The organism is Fluviicola taffensis DSM 16823, from assembly GCF_943372375.1.
GTDB classification, from domain to species: Bacteria; Bacteroidota; Bacteroidia; order Flavobacteriales_D; family Crocinitomicaceae; genus Fluviicola; species Fluviicola taffensis_A.
Genome location: NZ_CALRYJ010000001.1, coordinates 394473 through 410354 on the forward strand (window position 1 = coordinate 394473; position 15882 = coordinate 410354).

Genomic DNA, 15882 nt, shown 5'->3' on the forward strand with positions numbered 1-15882 from the left:
TAATCATGAAACTTTCAGAAATAAAAGCAATTTTGCCAACGCTCGAAAATGTAGCGTTCCAAACTCCGGACGGGTCATTTGTTCCGGAACATTTCCATGTTACAGAAGTGGGAAGCATTCAAAAACACTTCATTGATTGCGGTGGTACGATCCGTAAAGAACAAGTGGTGAATTTCCAATTGTGGAATGCCAATGATTTTGAACATCGTTTGAAACCAACCAAACTCTTAAATATCATTCAGCTTTCGGAAGAAAAGTTGGGCATTGAGGACAACGAAATTGAGGTAGAATATCAATCAGATACTATTGGAAAATACGATTTGGGTTTCAACGGAACTCATTTTGTGTTGATTCCTAAAACAACAGCTTGTTTGGCTTCTGATGCTTGTGGAATTCCTCAGGAAAAACAAAAGGTAAAGTTGGTTGAACTTGGCGGTGCAAATGGAAACTCCTGTTCACCGGAAAGCGGATGTTGTTCCTAACTGAAAGGTTATCTATGCATTCTCATATTAAGCACTATCTGGATGAGTTGAAGAATCACTTTGATTCGATTCCAAGCGAAAGGAAGGCAGTTTTAGCAAAAATCGCCAATTACATCGGTTCAAAGAGAAATCAAGGAAAACCGACCAATTTGGTCTATATCTGTACGCACAATTCCCGCAGAAGTCACTTTGGGCAAATTTGTGCAAAAGTGGCTTCCGATTACTTTGAAATTGAGAATGTGAACACATACTCCGGAGGTACAGAAGCAACCGCTTTTAACATCAATGCGATAAGTGCATTGCAACGGATTGGTTTCAACGTTCAGAAAACCGTGAATACAGAAAATCCCATTTACCATGTCTATCACAAGGATGGAGATGAACCGAGTGTTTGTTTTTCGAAAGTATACGATCACCCTCAAAATCCGGATTCAGAGTTCGCTGCAATTATGACCTGCAGTGATGCCGAAGAAAATTGCCCGTTTATTCCGGGAGTTGAACTTCGCGTAGGAACAACCTATGATGATCCAAAAGAATTCGATAACACTCCTTTACAGGATGAAAAATACGATGAGCGTTGCAGACAAATTGCATTGGAAACACTGTACGCATTTTCATTAATCAATTAACTAACTTTCAGTATGTCAGCAACTAATTGTGCTCCAGCAGCAGAAAGAAAAAAACTAGGCTTTTTAGATCGATTTTTAACCCTTTGGATCTTCCTGGCCATGGGAATCGGAATTGCCATCGGGTATTTTGTTCCGAATGCGGATGGATTTATCAACTCCTTTTCAAGCGGCACAACGAATATTCCTTTGGCGATTGGTTTGATCTTAATGATGGTTCCGCCATTGACGAAAGTACAATTCTCTAAAATTCCAAAAGTAATGGCGAAACCCAAATTACTGCTGGTATCGTTCTTTATCACCTGGATCGTGGGACCGTTTTTGATGTTCAGTTTGGCAGTCCTATTCCTGAAAGATTATCCGGAATACATGACAGGTCTGATTATCATCGGTTTGGCACCTTGCATTGCGATGGTGATTGTCTGGAACGAACTGGCTGAAGGTAACAGGGAATTGGTCGCAGGATTGGTCGGGATCAACAGTTTATTACAAGTCTTTTTCTTTAGTTTATACGCTTATTTCTATCTGGAAATCGTTTTGCCCTTATTCGGAGTGAATGCTTTGAAAATGGATATTACCATCGTTGAAATTGCCAAAACAGTAGGTGTTTACCTCGGGATTCCCTTTGCAATCGCTGTTATCAGTCGCTTTGCGTTGATTCGATTGAAGGGAGAAGAGTGGTTCAAAAACAAGTACTTGCCGTTTATTTCTCCCATCACCTTAATCGCTCTGTTATTCACCATTGTGGTGATGTTCAGTTTGAAGGGTGAGATGATCGTGCGCATCCCCATGGATGTGGTTCGGGTAGCCATTCCATTGGTGATTTTCTTTGCGGTTATGTTCTTTCTGATGTTTTTGGTAGGAAAATGGGCAGGAGCAAATTACGCAGACAATGCCGCACTCTCTTTTACAGCATCAGGTAATAATTTCGAATTGGCCATTGCAGTAGCAATTGGTGTTTTTGGGATTAATTCCGGCCAAGCCTTTGCAGGAGTCATCGGACCTTTGGTTGAAGTTCCGGCCTTGATTATTATGGTGCGAATTGCATTTTGGTTGAAAAAGAAACTATACAGAAACACTTAAATTGATGAAAGCAAAAAGAACCATTTGGACAACTATTACGGGCGGATTAACTTCATCTGCTCCGATTTTATTAGCCTGTTGCAAAAGCGGTGCTTGCGTAGGAGTTTGCGCTAGTCCGGTAGCATCCTTATTCGGGGTGTCTTCTGCTACCATTGCCAACTCTCCGGTTATCAATGCGCTCGAACCCTTATTGATTGCAATCAGTGCCGTTTCATTTACAATCTCCTATTATTCGCTCTACGTCATTCCTAAATTGAATTGCAAAACAGGAAACCAATGTGATTGCGGTCCGAATGATAAGGAAAAACGCAAGGTGAAAGTATCAAAAGCTATCTTTTGGATCGGGTTGGTTCTTAGTTTAAGCTTCCTAAGCTATTTTGAATATTCAAAATATAGTTCTGCCACTTCAAAACAAACAGTATGTGCAACAACCGATTCAAAGTCCTGTTCAACAAGTTCGGGTGAATGCAGTGAAAGCGGTTGTGAATAGTTTATAAATACGAATTAACCGCGCAAGATCTTTTCCATCTTCTTGCCCTTGGCTAATTCATCTACCAACTTATCCAGGTAACGGACTTCTTTGGTCAGCTTGGTTTGTATTTCCTCAATGCGGTAGCCACAGATCATTCCTGTAATCAACTCTGCATTGGGATTCAACTTTGCCTGCTCAAAAAACGATTCAAAAGTGACCTTTTGGTCAATCAATTGCTGTTGTTTTGCGGCATCAAATCCGGTAAGCCATTCGATGACTTGCTGTAACTCCTGTTCCGTCCTGTTCTTCTTTTCGACTTTCGTAAGATACAGTGGATACACCGAAGCAAAAGTCAGCTTTGCCATTCGTTCGTCATGTGTTGCAGATGTACTCATATGGTCCATTTAAAATGCGGATCTGAATCAGCAATATCAAAAATACGGATTTCATCCCTTAATTAATAAAGCCTGACTCTATTACACAATCAGGCTTTTTATTAAAAATATACGGTTCTCAAAACAACGGAAATCGAATCACATCCCCAAACAAAAAACACGGATTCCTTCAAACATCCAAGAGTGTAATTCCGTTCAAATCCGCTTTGCCGTGTTTCAGGAATTCATAAGTAATCCGATCTGCTTTACAATCGACGAATTTGATTTTTTTCAGATTATTGTTTTTGAAAAAAGTATTGACCAGTATTGCATGCTCGAAAGTCACCCTTTTAAAGGTGCAATTTTCGAAATAACAGTTCTCCAATGTGCCATCAAAAACAATATCCAGGAGATACGCACCAACGAAAGAAGTACCGTTCCACAAAGCATTGCTAACTGTATTATTATCAAATCCTCCTGTTTTGATTTTTGCTCCGGTGAAATCACTATCGGTGAAATCACACTTGGAGATATTACTTCCGGAAAATTCAGTTCCATTCAGAGAACAGTCTTTAAATCCGTTCTTTTCCAGGTTGGACCGACGAATGTGACTGTTGCGGATTTCGGAACCGGAGAAATCGCATTCACCGATGTTATTCCCGCTTAGTAATAAGCCCGACAAATCGGAACCAATGAACTTGCAACGTTGCATATTGGAGGAACTGAATTTTTCATTCAGATTTTTCAATCCGGAAAAGTCAGCATCCACCCAATTTCCGCGGGACATGTCCCAACTTGGATTTTTTTCCGTTTTTCCGGCAAATGCATGTTGTTTTTCGGATGAATCCGGACTCAATTCGGTAGATCCCGACGACTCAACACTCGTGGTTTCCGTAGTTGCCTGTTGAACATTTTCCGAGAAATAGTTCAGGTCAACTCCCACTATTTCTGCCAGGCGGTTCAACATGATAATATCGGGTAGTGATTCACCACGCTCCCACTTCCCTACTGCCTGCGAACTGATGAATAGATGCTCCGCAAGCTGTGCCTGAGAAAGGTTCATTTTCTTGCGTGCATCTCCAATTCGGTTACCAATGATTTTTGCATTTAACATCTTACTAGTTATTTAAAATTCGACTCAACAAAGGTATTGGGATGCATTTCCGGAATCATTAGAAAAACAAACACGAATAGTTGTTATCACGCTACTTTTAGTTGTAATTGACAATCAAAAGTAGTATTTATCGAAATTTAGTGAAACCTAGTGAAAAAATGCGGAAAACCGCACGGGAGATATGTGGTAAATACGGTTGATTTCATAAGTTATAGTGATTAGGTTTGAAACCTAGAGTGTTAAAGCTCAACCTAAAAAGCGTTATGAAGTACTTTCCTCATTTAATTCCCGAAGAACATCGGGTACTTAAAGATCATTTCAAGGGTAAATCGGAACCGGAGAAAAAAACCAATGAATTTGCACGAATTGTTTCGATTGTTCTTGGAATTCTTCTGATCATTTGTGCTCTTATTCCGGCAGTCACATTTTTCCCTTTTTCACTAGTTTTGATTACGACCGGGATGTTGCTTTTCCCGAAAGCAAATAAGGCTATTGCCAAACAATTGAAACTCCGGTTAACCAATCAGGTGCGTATTATTCTCGGAGGAACTTTATTATTAATCAATGTCTTGTTCGGGCTAAAATTTGTTCAGGTAAGAAGTGAACTAATTCATAAAGCGGAAGTCCAACTCCAATTGGATCTGAAAGCTCATCAGGATGCTGAAGCAAAGGAACTGAGAAGAAATAATAGTCTTGAAACCTATTTAGCCAAAACAGACAGTTTTGCGGCCGTACATCAACCCGATCAGGCACTTCTCGCGCTTGTCTCAGCAGAAAAGTTTGTTTTGTATGATTCTGAGAAGGACGTTGTAGTCCAAAAGCGGCTTCAACTATTCATGAGCAAAGCCACTGATTTAATAAACAATCGAAAATATCCTGATGCTATTGAAATTCTCAATCAAGCGTATCAGATCGATGAAAAGAATTCAGAAATAATCTATCAACGTGCTCTTTGTTACAGCAAATCCAAAAATATCCGGGCAGCCGTAACAGATTGCCTTCTGGCTATGGAACTTGGAAATAAACAGGCCGAACAATTGCATGAGCAGATTAATCCGATTCGAAAGAAAATCATCGGTTATGAAACCCTGTGCAACGATGGGACAACCTCTGATGCCAGAGGACGCGGAGCTTGTTCGCATCACGGAGGAGTTGCCAATTGGAATCATCCGGTTTATGAAGAATACAGAAAATACTAAATCCTATGGCGAACACTATTTTCAAAAAATTCCCACTAGTGAAACAAAGTTTGGCTCAGATCATCTTTCGACAGTTTCCCGAAGAGAATGCCATTATTGAACTGAACAATCTATTTGCAACACGATCCATAAAAGAAATCACCTTTCAGGATATCGATCAAATTCAGTCAAAATATGGACTTGATCTGAGATCCGAATACCAACTCAATCTGGAAGAGTTTTACGCCGTTTTCCTGGCTCATTGTTTGAAAGATCAGGTGTTGGATCAGACTGAATTGGAGGATCTTCTACATTTAAAATCACTTTTTCTGTTACCGGATGCAAGTATTGACAACCTACATCAGAAAATTGGAGAGCTTGTCTATCAGCAGTCTTTTGAAGAAGCCATTTCAGACGGACGACTTTCCAAAGAAGAAAAACAATTTCTGTCCGATCTGGAACAAACACTTAGCTTGCCGAAAGAACTTTCTTCCAAAATTGCCGAAGAAGCAAAAAAGGGGTTCTTCCAATCGTATGTTGAAACCGTTTCTGAAGATTCCCGCCTTTCACCCGATGAGGAAAAGGAACTACATGCAATTGCGACCAGTCTGGGAATCAAGTTGTCCTCGAGTTCCGGAACATCCAAAAAATTGAACCAGCTGAAACATTACTGGAGCTTGGAAAATCTGGAATTGCCGCAAATTGAAACAGAACTGAAACTACAGAAACAGGAAGTCTGCTATTTTGAATGTCCGAATGTAAATTGGTTGAAAGTCAGTGGCAGAAACTGGACCGTTGTGAACCTGAACAGCAATCCGAAAGAAGTTTTTACGGGTAAAGAATCCACCATTGATTCTGTGTACAGGCATCAGCTGACACGAGTAGACAGTGGAAAAATCTATTTGACCGACCAACGGATTATTTTCGAAGGTTTGGAAAAGAAAACGACCATCAAATTCGATAAAATCCTGCGCATCAAAACCTTCTCAGACGGAATCGAGATCTTGCGGGAAACGGGTAAAAACCCCATTCTCCGCTTTTCGGAAAAGGCTGATGAATTCGGGATTATCCTGAACCGCTTGCTAAGAAATCATTAAAAACAAGAACAAAACTATTACAACTTAATACATTATCAGTAAATAATAAAACCATGATTCCTTCTATTACACCACCAACAGACAATCTGTATAAATTCATTTCCCTTTTCGGATTGACAATTCTGCTCTTTTCCGTTTACAATATCAGTATCACATTCGATGCATCTGCAAAAAGCAAGATGGGAATAGAAGATGTCAAAGTTTCTCTACAAAAAGCGCTGTATGAAAAATCCCAATCAACCAACGACAGCTTAAGAACAGATAAAGTAAGTACTCATTTTCGACCTGGAAAGATCCGGCAGATGGAGCAAGACCTACTTCAGATTGAACACTTCATCGCAAGTTGCCAACTCGATCCCAAAGATGAAATAGCGCTTTCCGGAGATATCAGCAAAATCAGTGTTTCGCTAGACAATTTATCCGTAAAACAACGCGGGTACATCGGATTTGGCTGTATTGGCCTTGCACTGATGATCTATGGATTTATCAAATGGCATTACAAAGAACAAAAATTGCGTGATAAAATGCTGGAAATCGAACATGCCATTAAAGAATTGGAGAAACTAAATCTCAGATACGGAAAAGAGGAGAAAAGCTCCATTGTAGAATCATTGGTCAAAATGAAGAATCCGGAAACAAATTAATTCCTCAGTAAACTGGTTTATCAAAGAATCCTCTTCAAAGCGGTTTCGAACCAACTTCTATATGAGATAGATAGACATGTGTCTTTGAATTGAAGTAAATCACAATCAATACTGCTGAGATCATTCCCGCCAAACAGAACACCACTATTTTTTGTTTTTTGGTCATGCTATTTTGAAACGTTCAGTCAAATCTCATACACTCCATACTGATTTTACGCTTTCTTCTTATGCAAATCGTAAACAATTCCATCGGATAATCCAATTTTGGGAACGTATAGTTCCTTGCAATTAAGCGCGCTCATACAGACCCGGAAGATTTCCAGTGCCGGAACGATTACATCCGCTCTATCGGGCTTTAATTGAAACAAATCCATGCGCTGACCAATGCTCAAAGGTTTCAAATCCTTGTACAACTTATTCATGGCTCTTAAAGTCACGGGAGACTTCTCTTTGAAGCCCAAAATCTTATGGATTTTATTGATATTTCCACCGGTTGCATAAACCAAATGTGGGTTATCCTCCACGTGTTCTTTGATCCAACCCTTCAATTCACGCCAATCTTGTTTTTCGACCTTGCTTTTCAACATTCTGACGGTTCCAATATCAAAGCTTTTGGCAGCGACACGTTTCCCATGTTCGAATACGTTGATTTCCGTTGATCCACCACCCACATCTATTACCAAATAAGATTCGGAGCGCTCGATATCCAATAAAGCAAAGGTTCCGAAAATCAAACGAGCTTCTTCGTCACCTGAAATAATTTCTATTTCAATTCCGGTGTTTCTTTTAATCTGTTGAATGACTTCCGCTCCATTTTTAGCATCTCGCATCGCACTTGTAGCACAAGCACGAATGGCAGAAACATCAAAAATATCCGCTATCAGACTAAAGGCCTTCATGGTTTTGATAAAATCTTCTGCTTTATGGACACTGATCTCACCCGAATCAAAAACTTCTCCTCCTAATCGAAGAGGAAGACGTGTATAAGAGATTTTTTTGACATACGGGTGACCGTTTTCCCTGGCAATTTCTCCAATTAACAATCGAGCTGCGTTCGATCCAATATCTATGGCTGCGTATTTCTTTGACATGAGCTCCGAAATTAGCTAAAATGCTGGAAATCCCCGCATTCTTTAAAAACAAAAAATGCCGCCTCCTTTCGAAGACGGCATTCCGCAATAAATCAATTCGATTATTTTACGATCACTTTTTGTACCAAGTTTCCTTGAGCACCAGTAAAGTGTAGGAAATAAATTCCTTTCGCCAAATGGGAAACCTGGATTTGGGTTTCTGTATCCATGCTTAAAGATGAAGCAGGGTAAACCACTTTTCCATCCTCGGAAATCATAGAGAAAGTAACATCTTTTCCAGTTTTGATCGTCACAACTGAACTAGCAGGATTCGGATAGATTTCCAATCCGAAAATTGCTGCTTCTTCAATTCCTGCACAATCTTCCACAAGAATACTTTGAGATGCTGCATCTGTACATCCATTAGCAGTAACTGTATAGGTAATTGCCTGAGTTCCGACTCCAGCTGTTGCCGGGTTGAAATTTCCACCTGTCACACCAGTTCCGGTATATGTTCCTCCAGCTGGTAAACCACCCGTTAAACCGAATGAAGCAGCTTGCAAACAAACATCTGTAAATGTTCCAAGCGTTGCCTGTGGCGCTGCATTCAAGGTAAACGTTGAACTTGCAGTTCCTGAACAGTTATTTGCATCTGTGTAGTCATAAGTCAGGGTAATAGAACCCGGAGTCAATCCACTTGGATCAAAAGTAGTTCCGGAAACACCTGTTGAACCGGTGAAAGAACCACCAGCAGGTGATGCAACCAAGGTTACAACACTTCCATTATCACAAAGATTTCCAACCGGAGTAAATGTCACTGTTGGATTTGCGTTGAATACAACCGTTGCAGCTCCTGAACCTGTTGCAGAACAACCATTCATGGTGACAGTAGACACTGTATAAGTTCCATTTGCAGAAGCATTGATCGTAAACGGAGATGCACTTACTCCATTAGAAGTTGTTGAAGTAGTTCCATCAGAATAAGTCACATCCCAAGGACCTGCTCCGGTTAAAGCAACAGTCACAGGAATTGTTCCCGTACCACATTGTACTCCTCCTCCGGAAACGGTTGCTGTAGGCGTCGTTTTAACGATTACAGAGAATGTTTCGACTGAGGCAGCACAAGATCCATTTGCAGGAATTGAATTCGTAACAGTATAGGTACCTGCAGCACTTGAAGCTAAATTAATCTCCCCGGTTGAAGAGTTCAATACCAATCCGGTTGTTGAACTAAATGATCCTGCACTGGCTCCAACTCCAAATACGGGACTTGGATTGCTTGCATTCGAACAATAAGCTCCTTGCGCATAGGTAAATGTAGCGTCAGGATTTCCGGAAATAACTACCGTTTGGTTAGTCGTTGCAGGACAAGTTCCCGAAGTGCTGTAAGTAATGGAATAACTTCCCGGAGTACTTCCAACAACATCAATTTCTCCGGTTGCAGTACTTACGAAAGTCAAACCTGCTGGTGTAACAGAGAATGTACCCGCAGCTGAAGTGGTAGGAGTTTGGTTCGGTGAAGCATCACAAATAGAATTTGTCGGATAAGTAAATACTGCATTATCCAATGGATTGACTGTAACACAGAAAGGCGTTGAAGCAGGAGAATTACACCCTCCGGCACTCGCTATAACAGTGTAACATCCGGAAGTTCCCACATTAATCAATTGTGTTGATTCTGCGGTTGACCAACTATTACCCGTAGTAGCAGAAGATGTCAAAGTTACTGAACCACCGGCACAGAATGTTGCCGGACCACTAGCAGTAATTGTTGGAGTTGCCGGTGTTGGATTTGCTGTTACAGCAATCGCATTCGATGTTGATTTACAACCGTTCGCATCCGTTAATTGAACCGTGTAAGATCCTGAAGTTGCAGCCGAATAGGCAGAAGTGGTTGCTCCACCAATTGGAGATCCGGCATTGTTCCAGGCAAAAGAACCTGTTCCTGTGGATGTCAAGTTCACTGTACCCGGTGTACAGAATGTAGTTGGTCCGCCAGCAGAAATAACCGGAGCAGTTGTTGTCATGGTTAACGATGCAATATAATCATTGCTGCTTCCACAAGGATAACCGTAAAATTGCGCAGGTGCTACATAAGCTACATAAGTCCCGGGAGTGAAAGCATAAGATAAGGTTGTTGGTGTACATTGATTTGCTAATACACTCGAAACAATTACCGGACTTGCACAATTGGAAATATTTACAAAAAGCAATGCAGCCGGAAATTCAGCATTTACATTCCAGTTAACAGTTGTAGCGCTCGTTACAGTAAAGCGGTACCAATCCGGATCTCTTAATCCATTATTTGCCCAGGAAGAACCAAAAATAACATCTCCACAAGTGATATCCTGATAAACAGGTGTAGTAGAATTACAACCACCATTCAAGTCAGCGCCACATGTTTCAGTTTCAGCAACCGAACCTCCGGGTGCTGTTAATAAGCAACTAGGAACTTCTGTTACACAAATCGTAAAGGTCAAAGAAGTGGGGAAATATGCATACCAGTCAAAAACCCGCACATAATAAGTTTGTCCGACCACTAAGTTTGCAAACTGCATCGATTCAACACCATCATTCAATGACGAATCCTGACACGCCATGGAAGTCAAAGTTCCACAGCTTCCTGAAAAGACTTCAAAAACTGCATCAAAGTTTGTTGATCCATCCACGGTGATTTTTGTATTCGCAGAGGTTGCAACAAATCGATACCATACATCGTCATTTGCAGTACCATCGCAAACTGTTGTAGGAATTGAAGCAGTCGCTCCAGCTATCGTTCCGGAAGTTGGTGTACAAGATACACCCTCTGTTAATAAAGCAGCTCCGGCACAGTCATTATTACCTGGTGCAGCTAGTGTTGAAGTATAAGAATAGGAATCAATTCCAATATAATTGGAGTTGGCTCCATTTGATCCACCACTTGTTACAAAGTAACGAAAAGCTACTCTTCCGGAAGTCGGACCGGATAAACCACTGATAGTGATTGTATATTGAGTCCAAACTTTTGGATAAACACCGGTAGTTAATGTTGGATTTATTTCCAACAATAAGGTAGTAAAATCACCAACAGACGTTGGGGTTGTACCAACTGTTGTACTATTTCCACTGGTACTCAATCGAACTTGTAAACGATCCGGATATTCTGTTCCAGCAGGAATACGTGACCAAAATGAGATCACATCACCGTTATTGAAAACACGGTTCGGGCTAAACAGCCAATTGCTAATCGTTGCATTTGTTGCTGTAGAAGTAGTTGATTGATAATTACAACTCAAGTATGAGTCCGTATTGGCTCCGGCATAAGCAGGGAAGATTGTCGGGTTTCCAGGACCCCAACCAGCCGTAGTGCTTGGCAAATCACTGTTATTCATGACGTACCAATCGGTAAGGGTTGCCACATCGTCAAACCCTTCTGTAAATGATTGCGCATTGGATAGCGAACTCGATCCAAATGTAATAAGTGCAGTTGAGAATAAACCCAATGCAACTTTTCGTAAGTTAATTGCTTTCATAGGGTTTATTTAACTGTTTTTTTGGGCGATTTGATTGTTTTACGATCTATCGGTTGGGCTTCCTTTTTTGCAGGAGTTTCCTTAGAATTTGTTTTTGATTTTAAGGGTTCGTTGTGAACACTTTGAGAAATAGGAGTAGCTCGATTTAAGCCTTTCTCTTCTTTTTGAGCTGGTTTTTCCTTAGCAACTTTTGTTGCGCCTAATTCCTGAGAGAAAACAGAACCACAACAAAGTAATGCGAAAGAAACCACTAGGAGTGATTGTCTTTTCATAGTAAGTTAAAAAATAATTAATGTGGCACTAAGATATACAATCAGTAGTTGATTTCTGAATTATTTAACATATTGAAGGTTGATTTACTGCGGGTTCCATCAATTGATGCATCAATAAATGAACTTATCAAGAATCTTTTAATGGCAAGAAAAAAGAAACCGGTTTGTACTTGAAATACAACCAAACAGAATGAAATAAATACTTCAGCTCTGAGATGGGAATATCACGTGAACGCAGAGCGAGCCACAAGGAAAGCGCAAAACTGACAATGAAATTTACGAAGCCAATGATTCCGATTCCCAGAATTGCCATCAGGATCGGATACCAGCCTGCTTCAAAATCTCCCCCAAACAATCCAAGCGCCATGTTTCCGGCTGCAAAGGTAATGTGCCGGATATCCAGGTTTAATCCCAAGAAAATACCAATAGATGCAGTGGAACCCAGGAATACTCCAAACCAAAAATTGGATGCGACACCCGCCCATTTCTCTTCAATCCATTCTGCAAAGCGCTTGGCATTCTCTTTCCCCAGGGAAATCTTTAAAACCGGATGTTCCTTGATGCGATTGTAAATCTTCTTGTGCTTGATCTTATTGGAAATCGAACCGGAAATAATCCCGGATAGAAACAGGAAAACACCGGCAATTGCCGCATGTAAAATCGCCCAGGATCCAATCGGGTTCAGGTCGGTCATTAATACCTCACTTTTGTGCTGATCTACTATCTGAAAACCGGCTAATCCCTGCAAAGACCAGATCAAGAGCAGTGCAACCGGAAATGCCACCAAGACATTCCCGACAAAAGCAATGAATTGGGAACGGAACAAATGTGAAAACAGGATTGCAAACGAGCGGTGTCTGTCCGCATCATTTACCGAACTGGACAATCCACTTTCGATTGATTTAACAATCGCAGCAGCTGTCATGGCTGGTTGTTTGGTTGCCAATGTGAATCCCAAAAGATAAATAAGAATGAATCCGAACGCATAGTTCATGCTATACAGGAATGCGTGACCAAAATCACTCACTTCGGCTTTTCCCAAAATGACTTTGAACAGACACAGGAAACCAACGATCAATCCTCCACCCATTGCCGTCAAAAGCATGTGCATGTATTCCTTTTTCGATTCGGTAATGTAATGTTCTCCCGTCTTTGCCGTGTGTTGCGTCACTTCATAAGCAATCGTTTGGGTACTATCCAACATCAACCTGCGGATGTTATTCTTTCTACAGTTGAATTTGATGAGTTTGATGGCCAGATAAATCGAATTGTCCCGCTTGTCTTCTTCCGAATCCGTTGCTAGTAAAGGTAAAAGCACTTCTATCCGGAACAGTTGCTGCCTGATTCGCAACAAACTTTGATTCACACGAATGGAAATCCCGAATTTTGCGCTGTTATCAAAAGCTGTATTGATGATCTGATGACACCCTTGCAGCAATTGCACCAGATCCTGAAAATCAGTATCGGTTGCAGAAACGGAAAAATTGCGTTGGTGAATGATCTTTGACAACAGGATATCCAACTTCTTTTCAAATGATTCAAATGGACTTTGGATGTCTTCATATTCCGGAACCATGATTAGTACATCCTGTTCCAAAGCCCTTCCACTTATTCGTTGAATGAGCAAACTGATTCCGTTTACAATTTCAGTAATTGCAGAATTGGAAGAACTTTCTTCACTTCCGTAAATGGTCTGCAAATCGAGTAAAACAACCAATTCGTTGATTTCAATAAGCGAAATTTCCTGGATCCACTCAAAGTCACTTTGCTTGTAAAAAACCTGGTTCAACAAAAACTGCAAAGTATCCGGCTCAGGTTGTTCGGGTAAAATCTTTGAGGTCAAACGCTCCCTTACTTCTCGTATGAAGTAAGCATCCCGAATAATTCCGGAATCCGTTAAAATAGCTGTGAATTTGCGGTTTTGAAACACATTCCGAAGATAAACAGACATGGCATAGCGCTTAACTGCATTTTCTTCCAGGTAATCTAATAAGGATCGAATGCTAACCGGCTGGTCTTTATTTATTTTCTCCGGGCGAAAGTGAGCAACCAGATCAACCAGAAATTGAAGGTTATTGGCAGAATAATCCACTTCGTTGTAAAACGAATCAAACAACTCATCCAATTTTTTTTTCTTGGTTCTTCTAAACACTTGCATCCTGCTCGCTCCCACTTTTCCTTAAAAATAAGAAGACCAACTAAGAAAACAGCATGAATTGCTTCAAAAATGAATTCGTATAGATCGAATCTTTGATTTACAGGTGAACAATTCTTGCAGTAAGCATTCCCTTACCGGATTTAAAATGCACCAAATACACACCTGAATGAATTCCCCGGAAATCGATTTCTCCCACAGGATTAGTTAGTTCCCTGACGAGAGAACCATCCAGAGAAAAAATGGATGCATTTTCAATAATTGCGTCTGATTGATAAAATAAGTAATCATTCACTGGGTTGGTATACGAAAGATGCATTTCCTCTTCCTCTAACCCAAGGGAAATGGAAGGATCAAAATACATTTTCTTCACAAAACCACGGTAAGTGTTTTGCGAAGTTTCATTTTCCACCGATGAACCCAAATTAAAATCAATGATTCCTTTATAGTATCCTGTCATGGCAACCGTATCATCCGAACCTTTCGTGATATCCAATATGATTACCGATTCGGACCCTTCAAACCGGGTAACCCATTTTACATCTCCTGAATTGGTGTACCAGGCGCAGTAAGTGTCAACTGGATTAACAGGGATCAACTGCCTGCCTATCGTCTGCGACATAAAATAGATCGTATCATGGAAAACTCCTGCAAACTGGATCACACCGGTACTCAGTACTTCCAGGGCACTAATCCCACTGATTCCCTGGCATTGAATATTGCGCGCCCATTGAGTCGTTCCATTCTCATCCATCTTTAACAAATAAGCATTCTGGTTATCGGGTGAATAAAGGGTTTCGGAACCCAATTGAACCGTTCCTTGATACACCCCTCCGATAACTGCTTCATTTTGTTCATTTACCCCTATTTCGGCTGAACTGATTTCCATCGTACTTGCAAATGTTTTTGCCCACAGAAAATTCCCCGACTGGTCTAATTTTAAGGCAAATGCCCGGAAGTCATTGGTCGTATTTTGAACGGTAAAATCTCCGGAAGACGGATCAAAGTCAATGGTCGTATTGAAATAACCGGTTAACCAAACATTTCGGGAAGTATCTATCGCCATGTCTACAATATCCATTCGTTCCCCATCCATTTGCACCTCATCCAATCCGCCATACCAGGTTTGCACCCACATAAAATCTCCCAACTCGTCCAGTTTCAGAACGAACTCATCGAAACTTCCTGCCGGAGAAATCAGTTCCATACCCGGACCGAAATCAACATCCAACGTACTTGTAAAAACACCATTCAGCAAAATATGATCCTGATTATCGACCTTCATGCAAAAAAATCGCTCCAGTGTATTTGTTTGGGTAAATTTGATCCAGAGTTGATTCCCATCACCGTCCAATTTCAGAATTCCGATATCCATTGAACCAGCCAAAGAATAATGGATACTCCCATTCAAATCGATCAGTGAATCCTGGAAAGAGAGTGCGATTAAAACATTTCCCTGGGAATCCAGTGCCAAAAGATCCTGTGCGAATACAACCCCGCTCAACTTCTTCGACCAGAGGTAATTTCCTGCAGCATCATATTTAGCGATATAGCAGGCTGTTTCACCCACAATTGCATTCAGCTGAGCAACATTGGAAGAAGGATCCAAATCTACAGTGCCTGTGAAAGATCCAAATGCGTAGACATTTCCGTCCGTGTCTGTTTCAACATCGGATCCAAACGAAGTACCAACGCCTGCATTGGAAATAGTCCAACCGGTATCCTGAGCATAAGCAGTAGAAAAACTAAAAAAAAGAATAACTAAAATTCGATTCAACATGGTAAATTGATTTAAATGACATT

14 protein-coding genes are annotated in these 15882 nt (G+C 40.8%); 7 read left to right on the forward strand and 7 right to left on the reverse strand.

Translation table 11 applies throughout. The features are described from left to right. The first annotated feature begins 5 nt into the window (after nucleotides 1–5). The 4 genes from AAG807_RS01675 to AAG807_RS01690 are packed head-to-tail and all read left to right on the forward strand — an operon-like array spanning nucleotide 6 to nucleotide 2681. Nucleotides 6–482: a DUF6428 family protein gene (locus AAG807_RS01675; RefSeq protein ID WP_341900203.1), complete on the forward strand. Its 477-nt coding sequence runs from the start codon at nucleotides 6–8 to the stop codon at nucleotides 480–482. Nucleotides 483–496: 14 nt separating this feature from the next. Continuing rightward, entirely contained in the window at nucleotides 497–1111 is a 615-nt protein-coding gene (locus AAG807_RS01680) for a protein-tyrosine-phosphatase (protein ID WP_341900205.1), read from the forward strand. A gap of 12 nt (nucleotides 1112–1123) precedes the next feature. Further along, nucleotides 1124–2191 (forward strand): ACR3 family arsenite efflux transporter, encoded by a 1068-nt coding sequence (gene arsB, locus AAG807_RS01685; protein ID WP_341900207.1) that lies wholly within the window; start codon nucleotides 1124–1126, stop codon nucleotides 2189–2191. Nucleotides 2192–2195: 4 nt separating this feature from the next. Next, on the forward strand, nucleotides 2196–2681 hold the full coding sequence (locus AAG807_RS01690; RefSeq protein WP_341900209.1) for a hypothetical protein: 486 nt from the start codon (nucleotides 2196–2198) through the stop codon (nucleotides 2679–2681). 14 nt (nucleotides 2682–2695) lie between these two features. Here AAG807_RS01690 and AAG807_RS01695 read toward each other — a convergent pair whose 3' ends face one another. Further along, nucleotides 2696–3058 (reverse strand): DUF2200 domain-containing protein, encoded by a 363-nt coding sequence (locus tag AAG807_RS01695; RefSeq protein ID WP_341900211.1) that lies wholly within the window; start codon nucleotides 3056–3058, stop codon nucleotides 2696–2698. A 169-nt stretch (nucleotides 3059–3227) separates the two neighbouring features. Further along, entirely contained in the window at nucleotides 3228–4151 is a 924-nt protein-coding gene (locus AAG807_RS01700) for a pentapeptide repeat-containing protein (protein WP_341900212.1), read from the reverse strand. Nucleotides 4152–4414: 263 nt separating this feature from the next. On the opposite strand from AAG807_RS01700, the gene AAG807_RS01705 reads away from it, so the two are divergent. The 3 genes from AAG807_RS01705 to AAG807_RS01715 are packed head-to-tail and all read left to right on the forward strand — an operon-like array spanning nucleotide 4415 to nucleotide 7070. Then, nucleotides 4415–5350: a hypothetical protein gene (locus AAG807_RS01705; RefSeq protein ID WP_341900215.1), complete on the forward strand. Its 936-nt coding sequence runs from the start codon at nucleotides 4415–4417 to the stop codon at nucleotides 5348–5350. A gap of 5 nt (nucleotides 5351–5355) precedes the next feature. Then, entirely contained in the window at nucleotides 5356–6426 is a 1071-nt protein-coding gene (locus tag AAG807_RS01710; RefSeq protein WP_341900217.1) for a hypothetical protein, read from the forward strand. Nucleotides 6427–6479: 53 nt separating this feature from the next. Next, nucleotides 6480–7070, forward strand: coding sequence for a hypothetical protein (locus AAG807_RS01715; protein ID WP_341900218.1), 591 nt, complete (start codon nucleotides 6480–6482; stop codon nucleotides 7068–7070). A gap of 212 nt (nucleotides 7071–7282) precedes the next feature. Here AAG807_RS01715 and AAG807_RS01720 read toward each other — a convergent pair whose 3' ends face one another. From AAG807_RS01720 to AAG807_RS01740, 5 genes are all read right to left on the reverse strand, one after another. Continuing rightward, nucleotides 7283–8161 carry an exopolyphosphatase gene (locus AAG807_RS01720; protein ID WP_341900220.1) on the reverse strand — a complete coding sequence of 293 codons (879 nt, stop codon included), beginning with the start codon at nucleotides 8159–8161 and terminating at the stop codon, nucleotides 7283–7285. A 101-nt stretch (nucleotides 8162–8262) separates the two neighbouring features. Next, the gene (locus AAG807_RS01725; protein WP_341900222.1) at nucleotides 8263–11652 is read right to left on the reverse strand and encodes a choice-of-anchor J domain-containing protein; all 3390 of its coding nucleotides are present in this window, start codon (nucleotides 11650–11652) and stop codon (nucleotides 8263–8265) included. A gap of 5 nt (nucleotides 11653–11657) precedes the next feature. After that, nucleotides 11658–11924 carry a hypothetical protein gene (locus AAG807_RS01730; RefSeq protein WP_341900224.1) on the reverse strand — a complete coding sequence of 89 codons (267 nt, stop codon included), beginning with the start codon at nucleotides 11922–11924 and terminating at the stop codon, nucleotides 11658–11660. A 127-nt stretch (nucleotides 11925–12051) separates the two neighbouring features. After that, nucleotides 12052–14082: a recombinase gene (locus AAG807_RS01735; protein WP_341900226.1), complete on the reverse strand. Its 2031-nt coding sequence runs from the start codon at nucleotides 14080–14082 to the stop codon at nucleotides 12052–12054. A 97-nt stretch (nucleotides 14083–14179) separates the two neighbouring features. After that, nucleotides 14180–15859, reverse strand: a complete 1680-nt coding sequence (locus tag AAG807_RS01740; protein ID WP_341900227.1) for a T9SS type A sorting domain-containing protein — start codon at nucleotides 15857–15859, stop codon at nucleotides 14180–14182. Between the last annotated feature and the right edge of the window lie 23 nt (nucleotides 15860–15882).